Source organism: Ruminiclostridium papyrosolvens C7, from assembly GCF_000421965.1.
Taxonomy (GTDB): domain Bacteria; phylum Bacillota; class Clostridia; order Acetivibrionales; family DSM-1351; genus Ruminiclostridium; species Ruminiclostridium papyrosolvens_A.
This window is the reverse complement of the sequence record NZ_ATAY01000001.1, coordinates 1-2,760: the sequence shown is the minus strand read 5'-3', so window position 1 is coordinate 2,760 and position 2,760 is coordinate 1. Positions and strand designations below refer to the sequence as shown.

Annotated in this window: 1 protein-coding gene; it reads right to left on the bottom strand. The window is 39.0% G+C overall.

Annotated elements, in window-relative coordinates:
• The coding region (locus L323_RS21365) for an HAD-IIIC family phosphatase (protein ID WP_020813674.1) at nucleotides 1–2,760 on the bottom strand (2,760 nt) is incomplete at both ends.

Here is a 2,760-nt window from a genome sequence, read left to right as displayed (position 1 = left end):
AAGTGAGTTTCCGCCCAAATCAAAAAACACATCATCTATGCCTACAGTCTCTACATTCAATACTGTCTGCCATATTTTGCAGATTTCTTCTTCTACTTCGTTTCTTGGAGGTACATACTCAGTTTTCGCCGGGTTGCTGCTAACCCTTTCATATTTGGGTATCTCCAGAAGCTCCTTAACTGTGCACTTCATTAAAGGTGATATATATTCCCGGTGTAATAGCTTCTCCTCGTTTACTATATGTACTTCCCATTTTAAGTCACCCGGCTTTGTTGCCGGTGCTGTTTCTACCGGAGCCTCATTATGCTCATAGCCCAGCTCCCTTGACACTTCCTTTTCTCTTACTGCCGCTCCGGCGTCAGGATAGCAGGAATTGAAGTAGCAATCAACGTATTTGGCACTTGTAGGTATCTTATCAATGGAAATCTTAAATTTTATACAATTTTCTGTTGTACTTACTCTTTCCCATCCCGTTCTCTCAAAGAATTCCAGTACAGGCTTATTCTTTTCCGTAAGCAGATATTCCGTTTCCATAATGTCAATACCTTGCCCTCTGCAACTCTGTGCAAGGCCTACCAGAATTGAATCCTCTATTCCTTTCCCCAGTACCCTGCAGCTTAACAGCAGTGTTTCAATAAACAGGCTATTCCCTTTTTCTTCCGTTATTACCACACCCACAAGTCCGTAGTCACCAAATCTGTCGGATACTTTTATTACATGGCATTTTTTATTGGACAGTAGGGTTATTTCATTTATTTCTTTTTCGGTTCTGCGTATTGTGCTGAGATTGAATTGATTTGTTCTTTGTGTTAATTGAGATACCCTGTCGGTCTCCTGTTCCTCCATTATGTTCATACTCATTTTGATTTCAAGCCCTTTAAGGAAATCGTCCAGTGAGGATAGTTTCTTTTGTGACTCCTGCCTTTTCTTTTCAGCAGTGTACATTTGGGCTCTTGTCCTGTCCTCTTCTGTTACCTTTAATTTGTCAAAGGCCCAAACATGCCATAGATACATTTCTATCTGATTTTGATTCTCAGGCAATTGAAGGGTCAATACCTGAGGACAGTTTGTCATTACTTCGGCACACTCTGTCGGGTTGTCATCAATGAATATAAAGCTGTCTATTCCCAGATTTAGTTCATCTGCCATCTCCGCTATGTTCTGAGACTTGTTGTTCCAGTTAATGCGGTATGCCGCAAAATGTTCCTTCTTCAATATCATTTGTTTGTTGTTATCAAAGACTTCCCATACATCGTTTTCATTGTTCTTGCTGCATAAGGCAAGAAGCATTCCTTCGTTGCGTTTCTGCAGCATGAAGTTTTGAAGTGCACGGTACGGTTCAGTTACATCTACTTCGCTCTCAGTTCCTTCACCGCATATGCCACTCCAAAGAGTATTGTCACAGTCAAGTACTATCACCTTGAAGGTCTGTTTTTTCCATGCACATATTTTTCGTGCAACCATAGTCCCCATTACAGAGAAGTATTCATCGGTAAATGGTATATGACCGGCTTTATCTTTGGATTTATCAAAAGTCTCTCCGACATCGTATAATTCTTCTGCCAAGTTAAAGTCTACCGTATAAACATCTTTAATATTTTTTAAGCTTTCCTTCCATCTTCTGTTCATTTCTTCAAGGTGATTCACCAGTTCAGCACCAAGGGAAAGATGGGTTGAAACCGGGAATATACCAACAAAGTACGGGATTGATTTTTTCTTGTTTTCAAGGAGCTGTATCAGTTCCCCGAAGTTTCTTTCAAGCTTTTCAATCTTTGACCCATCCTCTGACATATCATCCCTGATCCAGTCCTCAAAACGTATAAGCAGCAAATTCAGTCCTGTATTTCCGGATATCAGGCTGGATTCGTTCAACAGCTCCTGAAATACCTGATTGTACGGAGCGAATTCAATCTCCACAGGCTCCCTGAACTCTTTACACCACCATGCGATATAGTCCAAGATGGGTTCGGCTGTAAATGTGGAGCTTACAGCCAACTTTAAGGAATTGCCTCCTTCTGAACCGTTGTTCTTCCTTTTCTGTTCTATCAGCAGCCTTTCTTCATTTGTAAACACATTAATTTCCGATAAAACCTGAGCCGGGTTATTTACGGTATCCTCCAAAAGCATAATGAAATGCTTTATGAAGGTATCCATTGTTTCCTTCTTATACAGGTCTACATTATATTCAAGTACACAGCTAAACCCTCCTTCTTTCTGAGGGTAGACATCCATTTTAAAATCCAGTGTTGATGTTTTCCTGCTGAACTCATAACTGGAGAACCTTATATCATCCGGTTCATCCTCCGTATTTGTGTCAAACTCATTATGGTAAATCAACATTGCATCAAACAACGGATTTCTTGAACGGTCTATTTTTGATGACAGCTTTTCTACCAGCTTGTCAAAGGGATAACTTTGATTGTCATATGCCGCAACTATTATTTCCCTTGAATACTTTAAAAACTCCTGAATTTTACTTTCATTATCAATATTTATTCTGATGGTAATTGAATTTACAAACATTCCTATAATATCGTTCAACTCTTCATAAGGTCTTCCTGCAACAGAAGAACCTATTACTATATCATTTTGCGAAGAATATTTGTTTATGAGTAAGGCGAACATAGAGAAAAACAGTATATTCAATGTGATATTCTGTTCTTTTACCAGTTCGTGTATTTTATCTTTTATGTCACTTGAAATATTAAAGTTAATTGCGTCTCCATTAAATGTCTGAACGCTTGTCCTTTTGTAATCAAG